The 7,106-nt window shown below is 50.0% G+C and carries 5 protein-coding genes, 1 rRNA gene and 1 riboswitch (1 of these 7 cut by a window edge); all 6 genes read left to right on the top strand.

The genetic code is table 11. The features are described from left to right. A 23S ribosomal RNA gene (locus PP175_RS22180) occupies window positions 1-2,648 on the top strand; it begins 366 nt to the left of the window's first position. Between the two features lie 386 nt (window positions 2,649-3,034). Beyond that, window positions 3,035-3,298: a glycosyltransferase gene (locus PP175_RS22175; RefSeq protein ID WP_272440396.1), complete on the top strand. Its 264-nt coding sequence runs from the start codon at window positions 3,035-3,037 to the stop codon at window positions 3,296-3,298. Window positions 3,299-3,417: 119 nt separating this feature from the next. Further along, the gene (locus PP175_RS22170; RefSeq protein WP_272440395.1) at window positions 3,418-3,765 is read left to right on the top strand and encodes a carboxymuconolactone decarboxylase family protein; all 348 of its coding nucleotides are present in this window, start codon (window positions 3,418-3,420) and stop codon (window positions 3,763-3,765) included. A gap of 69 nt (window positions 3,766-3,834) precedes the next feature. Further along, on the top strand, window positions 3,835-4,161 hold the full coding sequence (locus PP175_RS22165; RefSeq protein WP_272440394.1) for a hypothetical protein: 327 nt from the start codon (window positions 3,835-3,837) through the stop codon (window positions 4,159-4,161). A gap of 264 nt (window positions 4,162-4,425) precedes the next feature. Continuing rightward, window positions 4,426-5,622: an ornithine--oxo-acid transaminase gene (locus tag PP175_RS22160; protein WP_272440393.1), complete on the top strand. Its 1,197-nt coding sequence runs from the start codon at window positions 4,426-4,428 to the stop codon at window positions 5,620-5,622. 47 nt (window positions 5,623-5,669) lie between these two features. Continuing rightward, window positions 5,670-5,843: riboswitch (cobalamin riboswitch) on the top strand. A 127-nt stretch (window positions 5,844-5,970) separates the two neighbouring features. Continuing rightward, a complete protein-coding gene (gene cobT / locus PP175_RS22155; RefSeq protein ID WP_272440392.1) occupies window positions 5,971-7,038 on the top strand; it encodes a nicotinate-nucleotide--dimethylbenzimidazole phosphoribosyltransferase in 1,068 nt (355 codons plus the stop codon). Window positions 7,039-7,106: the final 68 nt, after the last annotated feature.

The raw sequence follows: 7,106 nt of genomic DNA, 5'->3' as shown, positions 1-7,106 counted from the left end.
GAAGGTAATAACCCTGTAATCGAAATGGCCGTCTCTCCGAGACGTACCCTGAGTACCGCGAGACACGTGAAACCTCGTGGGAAGCTGGGAGGACCATCTCCCAAGGCTAAATACTACCTGGCGACCGATAGTGAACCAGTACCGTGAGGGAAAGGTGAAAAGCACCCCGGGAGGGGAGTGAAAGAGAACCTGAAACCGTGTGCCTACAACTAGTCGGAGCACATTAACTGTGTGACGGCGTGCCTTTTGTAGAATGAACCGGCGAGTTACGGTTGCGTGCGAGGTTAAGGTGAGAAGCCGGAGCCGCAGCGAAAGCGAGTCTGAACAGGGCGAGTGAGTACGCAGCCGTAGACCCGAAACCGTGTGATCTACCCATGTCCAGGGTGAAGGTGCGGTAACACGCACTGGAGGCCCGAACCCACGCACGTTGAAAAGTGCGGGGATGAGGTGTGGGTAGCGGAGAAATTCCAATCGAACTCGGAGATAGCTGGTTCTCCCCGAAATAGCTTTAGGGCTAGCCTCGGATTTACTGTACCGGAGGTAGAGCACTGATTGGATGCGGGCCCCTCGCGGGGTACCAAATTCAGTCAAACTCCGAATGCCGGCTACAGATATCCGGGAGTCAGACTGCGAGTGCTAAGATCCGTAGTCAAAAGGGAAACAGCCCAGACCACCAGCTAAGGTCCCTAAATCTTCACTAAGTGGGAAACGATGTGGAGTTGCCCAGACAACCAGGATGTTGGCTTAGAAGCAGCCACCATTTAAAGAGTGCGTAATAGCTCACTGGTCGAGTGACTCTGCGCGGAAAATGTAACGGGGCTAAGTGAAGTACCGAAGCTGTGGCTTGACACCGTAGGTGTCAGGGGTAGGGGAGCGTTCCTGCAGCGGTGAAGCTCGACCGGAAGGACGGGTGGAGCGGCAGGAAGTGAGAATGCCGGTGTAAGTAGCGAAAAGAAGGGTGAGAATCCCTTCCGCCGAAAGCCTAAGGGTTCCTGAGGAAGGCTCGTCCTCTCAGGGTTAGTCGGGACCTAAGCCGAGGCCGAAAGGCGTAGGCGATGGACAACAGGTGGAAATTCCTGTACTACCTCTACTTCGCCCAGCCCTTTATATAATGAGGGGCCCCATGAAAGTAAATGAATCTGCTTCAAAGCCTTTTCATCACTTTCATGGGTATAGTGACGGAGGGACGCAGGAGGGTAAGGCAAGCAGACTGCTGGTTATGTCTGTCCAAGCAATGAGGCGTGTGTATAGGCAAATCCGTACACTGTAACGCCGGGTTGTGATGGCGAGGGAAATTTAAGTACCGAAGTTCCTGATCTCACACTGCCAAGAAAAGCTTCTAGCGAGAAGTAAGGTACCCGTACCGCAAACCGACACAGGTAGGCGAGGAGAGAATCCTAAGGCGCGCGAGAAAACTCTTGCTAAGGAACTCGGCAAAATGACCCCGTAACTTCGGGAGAAGGGGTGCCCCGCTAGCGTGATAAGCGTGAGGGGGCCGCAGTGAAAAGGCCCAAGCGACTGTTTAGCAAAAACACAGGTCTCTGCGAAGCCGCAAGGCGAAGTATAGGGGCTGACGCCTGCCCGGTGCTGGAAGGTTAAGGGGAGCGGTTAGCGCGCAAGCGCGAAGCTGTGAACCGAAGCCCCAGTAAACGGCGGCCGTAACTATAACGGTCCTAAGGTAGCGAAATTCCTTGTCGGGTAAGTTCCGACCCGCACGAAAGGCGTAACGACTTGGGCACTGTCTCGGCAAGAGACTCGGTGAAATCATACTACCTGTGAAGATGCAGGTTACCCGCGACAAGACGGAAAGACCCCATGGAGCTTTACTGCAGCTTGATATTGAATGCTGGTATGATTTGTACAGGATAGGTGGGAGCCTTTGAACCCGGACCGCCAGGTTCGGTGGAGGCATCCTTGGGATACCACCCTGATTATGCCGGCCTTCTCACTCGCATCCCTTATCGGGATGGAGGACCGTGTCAGGTGGGCAGTTTGACTGGGGCGGTCGCCTCCTAAAGTGTAACGGAGGCGCCCAAAGGTTCCCTCAGAATGGTTGGAAATCATTCGCAGAGTGTAAAGGCACAAGGGAGCTTGACTGCGAGACCTACAAGTCGAGCAGGGACGAAAGTCGGGCTTAGTGATCCGGTGGTTCCGCATGGAAGGGCCATCGCTCAACGGATAAAAGCTACCCTGGGGATAACAGGCTTATCTCCCCCAAGAGTCCACATCGACGGGGAGGTTTGGCACCTCGATGTCGGCTCATCGCATCCTGGGGCTGAAGTAGGTCCCAAGGGTTGGGCTGTTCGCCCATTAAAGCGGTACGCGAGCTGGGTTCAGAACGTCGTGAGACAGTTCGGTCCCTATCTGTCGTGGGCGCAGGAAATTTGAGAGGAGCTGTCCTTAGTACGAGAGGACCGGGATGGACGCACCGCTGGTGCACCAGTTGTTCCGCCAGGAGCATCGCTGGGTAGCTATGTGCGGCCGGGATAAGCGCTGAAAGCATCTAAGCGTGAAGCCCCCCTCAAGATGAGATTTCCCACAGCATAAGCTGGTAAGACCCCTTATAGATGATGAGGTAGATAGGTTCGGGGTAGAAGTGCGGCAACGCATGGAGCTGACGAATACTAATCGGTCGAGGGCTTAACCCAATTTTTAAGGAATTCCTAACGCATCGTTCCTTCCAATTCAGTTTTCAAAGTGTGAAATTTTGTCCCCGGAAGGTTACTCTCCGGGGTTTTTTTATGTCTTGGTTTGTTAGATGTTTATAATCATATAACAATTACTCATTAATCATTCTTTTAATTTAATAGGATAAATCCGACTATAAAAATAACGAAAATTTACTATTTTCAATACGATAATAATTGGATAAATGTTTTTGGGGGAGATAATGATGAGAATCTTAATTGTTACCCATCATTTAGATGACTTTGCCGGTTCAGAAACTTAACCTTTCGTTGATTTAGGCATTCGGAAAGTCGTTGCTGTGAGCACTGAGGTAAAACATCACCTTCAAAGGGGAATATTGGAAAGCATGGCTTGCGGGCGGTCTGTCATGGTCTACGACATGCATGGAGCTGATGGATTATTAACCGAGGAACTATTTTGGTTAAGTATGGAATGTAATTGTTCAGGAAGAAAATTTGCCCATATATTAAATTTTAAAGATATCGTTTATGAATTTAGTAAATATGATGCCAAGATGGGCGAAATTAACCGAACGATTATCGAGAACCACTTTACTTTAGAAAACCATGTGGACCAGATGTTAAGGGTATATGAGAATGCTATTAAATAAGTGCAATTTGGGCCGGTAAGTACTTACGTGTAATAAAAGCATAGGTGGCGATATTTCCGCCAGAGTTTGGCATACTAATCCCTGTGTCTTTTATTACGTGGACGAGGTGAACTTAGGTGATGAATAATTATAGGGATGCCGTGCAGGATTATAGGCAGAGCGTTGGAAATTTTGAGGAGATAAGCCCCGATTTTACTCAGGCATACAATGATTTTACAGGCATGTGTTTCAAAGACGGAACCATTTCTGAGAAAGATAAGCATCTGATCGCACTCGGAATCAGCCTGGCTTCGCAGAATGAATACTGCATTTTGTACCATACGCTTGAAGCGCTCCATAAAGGTGCAAAAGAGCAGGAGATATACGAAACACTCCAGGTTACAGCAGCACTGCGCGGCGGTTCGGCATTCTCCCAAATCACACTGGTCCAGAATGCGCTGGCAGAATTCGACAATACCGTTCACTAACGCTAATGGTTTGGCCTTCATGGAGGAAAGGGTATGAAGAAGTAAAGGATCATGAAGGAGGCCTGACAAATGGCTGATACAGATAAAAATCTGGATGAACAAAAAAATAGTGAAGATAGGCAGTGGGATCCACTAAATACTCCGCAGATCGCCAATTCCAAACGTGCGCAGCGCCGATTAGGACGTGGCGCACCCATGCCGGGCGTATATATCGGCAATGATAACCATGAAGGTGACGACGAGGAAGATGCTACGATAGATGAAAGGTTGTCATCCATTCAGAAAAACATGCAGCAGATTAGACAGGGAATGTCGGAAGAAGCGGAAAAAGCGAAAGATATCCTAGAAGAATTCCAGACCGCAGTAAAACGTGATAACGGTGAAAATACCGAGTAAATTCAGGCAGGGATGATGGATCCCTGCTTTTTTTTGATGCATAAAAACCACAAATTATTTTGGCGGGTTATGCCCTTTTTTTTGGCAGTGCAAAGCTAATTTGCACACTTCAACAGCTTCACTTGTCTGTTTTTCTTCTGTGCATGCGGTGCTCAGAATTGGCATATTTCTTGCATTTGATTAAAAGAAAACCTAACGGATAAAAAGAGCGGGAAAAACGAATAGTTTTCCTTGCCGCTTACTATATTGCAGGGGGGAATCCATATGCGTCAAACGAACAAGATTATAGAAAAAACAGAGAAATTCGGGGCCCACAACTACCATCCGCTGCCGATTGTCATTTCAAAAGCAGAAGGTGTATGGGTAGAAAGTCCGGAAGGTACGAAATATATGGATATGCTGAGCTCGTATTCTGCGCTTAACCAGGGACACCGCCATCCCAAAATTATTCAGGCACTCAAGGACCAGGCTGATAAAGTCACGTTGACGTCGCGGGCTTTCCACAGTGAAACGCTTGGCGATTTCTATGAAAAAGTAGCAAGCCTTACCGGCAAAGATATGGTGCTTCCGATGAACACAGGAGCCGAAGCGGTGGAAACAGCCGTTAAAGCCGTGCGCCGCTGGGCTTATGATGTAAAGAAAGTACCTGATAGCCTGGCAGAGATTATTGTCTGTGAGGGAAACTTTCACGGCAGAACGACAACGATCACATCCTTTTCTTCAAGCGAAGAATACAAAAGGGGATTCGGCCCCTTTACACCCGGCTTTAAAATTATTCCTTACGGTGATATTCAAGCGCTTCGGCAGGCTATTTCGCCGAATACGGCAGCTTTTCTTGTTGAACCCATTCAGGGTGAAGCAGGTATTGTGATTCCGCCGGAAGGCTTCCTGAAACAGGCAGCTGCGCTATGTCAGCAAAATAACGTTCTGTTAGTAGCGGATGAAATTCAAACCGGGTTTGGCCGTACAGGACGCCTTTTTGCGAGCGATTGGGAAGCGGTGACACCGGATATGTATATCATGGGCAAAGCGCTCGGAGGCGGTGTGTTCCCGATATCGGCAGTCGCAGCTAACAGGGACATACTCAGCGTCTTTGAGCCTGGTTCCCACGGCTCCACTTTTGGCGGAAACCCGCTTGGGTGTGCTGTTGCGATTGCCGCACTTCAAGTAATTGATGAAGAAAAGCTTGCAGAGCGCTCACTTGAGCTGGGGGCTTACTTTACCTACAAACTGCGTGCGATCCAAAATCCGCTGATTAAAGATGTGCGCGGGCGCGGCCTGTTCATTGGGGTGGAACTAACATCTCCGGCACGCCCGTACTGCGAGCAGCTTAAAGATCTGGGGCTTCTTTGCAAAGAGACCCATGAGAATACCATTCGCTTCGCACCTCCGCTCGTGATTACGAAAGACCAGCTCGACTGGGCACTTGAGCGCATTGTGCAAGTGCTGGGCAAGGCTTAAGTATTCCATACTTGAAAAAAAACGTATGTCGTTGTACGCTAATAAAAATGGTATACGGCGCAATAGGTGCCCTGATTTTCAGGGAGAATAGGGAAGTAATCACGCGGGCCCGCCACTGTAACCGGGGAGCTGCCGCAAGCCACTGGCTAAACGCTGGGAAGGCTGCGGCATAAAAGCTAGGATCCGGCAGCCAGAAGACCTGCCTATTGCAAGAAAAGCGTTTTTTGCGTGGACAAAAATCGCCGCCTATCTCTGGAAAATGGCAAGTCCAGGTCTTTTTTGGCCTGGGCTTTTTTGCGTCGGACACTCATTTTTCCATATTAAATAATGAATAATGGAGGAGAGACGATGATTGACAGTAAACATTCTATCCGGGAAGCACTTGAACGCATTGCCCCGCCTGATGCCAGCATCATGCAGATTGTCCAGGCCAGGGTGGACAACTTAACCAAACCCCCGGGAAGCCTGGGTGAATTGGAGCGAATGGCTGTGCGGCTCGCCGGCATTCAACAGAATGAACACCCCGTGCTTGATAAGCGGGCTGTCGTCGTCATGTGCGGAGACCATGGCATTGTAGAGGAAGGCGTAAGCGCTTTTCCAGCAGATGTAACGGGTATGATGATGGGAAACTTTGCGCGGGGCGGGGCGGCAATTAATGTGTTTTCCAGGCTGATGAACGCAGATGTACGTGTTGTGGATATCGGAAGCAAGCTTGAAGAACTTCCGGAAGGGATAATCCCCGCTAAAGTAAAAAAGGGGACCGGCAATATGGCTAAAGGTCCGGCGATGAGCCGGGAAGAGGCGCTAGCCGCAATCGAAACGGGGATTCAAATTGCGGAAGAGCTTGCGGATGCCGGGTACAAGGCCATTGCGCTTGGTGATATGGGGATCGGCAATACAACGCCAAGCGCAGCCATTATCGCTGCCATTACAGGTACGAGCGTTCCAGAAATTACGGGAAAGGGGACAGGCATTGATGAGGCCAGGCGGCTTGCTAAAGCGAAAACAATCGAGCGATGCCTTGCTGTCAACGGACTGGAAATGGGATCGGCAGCCTGTAAAGATGGTTTACAGGTGCTGGCCAAAGTTGGCGGACTTGAGATCGCCGGCTTAGTCGGCTTAATCATCGGCGGGGCCGCCAACCGTCAGGCGGTTATCGTAGATGGTGTGATTGCCGGAGCAGCTGCACTGGTAGCGTATGCAATGTGTCCAGAAGTAAAAGGATACTTATTTGCTTCACACCTGTCACAAGAGCCGGCGCACCTTGCAGCGCTTTCGTATATCGGAATTGACCCTGTGCTGCATTTAGGAATGAGGCTTGGCGAAGGATCCGGGGCCGTTCTGCTGTATCCGCTGCTGGATGCGTCGCTCCATATGCTCAATGAGATGGCGACATTTGCCGATATTGGGTTATAACAAACCATTCGTGTGACCCCCCGCTCGATTTGAGCAGCACAGCCCGCAACGTTTTTTCAGGCTTGGAG

It is taken from the genome of Aneurinibacillus sp. Ricciae_BoGa-3 (assembly GCF_028421645.1).
Taxonomy (GTDB): domain Bacteria; phylum Bacillota; class Bacilli; order Aneurinibacillales; family Aneurinibacillaceae; genus Aneurinibacillus_B.
Note: the sequence above shows the minus strand (reverse complement) of the source record. Positions and strands in the feature narration are given on the sequence as shown.

Excerpts from the sequence above, each read along its gene's own strand:
- PP175_RS22175 (WP_272440396.1), top strand. The coding sequence starts at position 3,035 with ATGGCTTGCGGGCGGTCTGTCATGGTCTACGACATGCATGGAGCTGAT.
- PP175_RS22170 (WP_272440395.1), top strand. The coding sequence starts at position 3,418 with ATGAATAATTATAGGGATGCCGTGCAGGATTATAGGCAGAGCGTTGGA.
- PP175_RS22165 (WP_272440394.1), top strand. The coding sequence starts at position 3,835 with ATGGCTGATACAGATAAAAATCTGGATGAACAAAAAAATAGTGAAGAT.
- PP175_RS22160 (WP_272440393.1), top strand. The coding sequence starts at position 4,426 with ATGCGTCAAACGAACAAGATTATAGAAAAAACAGAGAAATTCGGGGCC.
- cobT (WP_272440392.1), top strand. The coding sequence starts at position 5,971 with ATGATTGACAGTAAACATTCTATCCGGGAAGCACTTGAACGCATTGCC.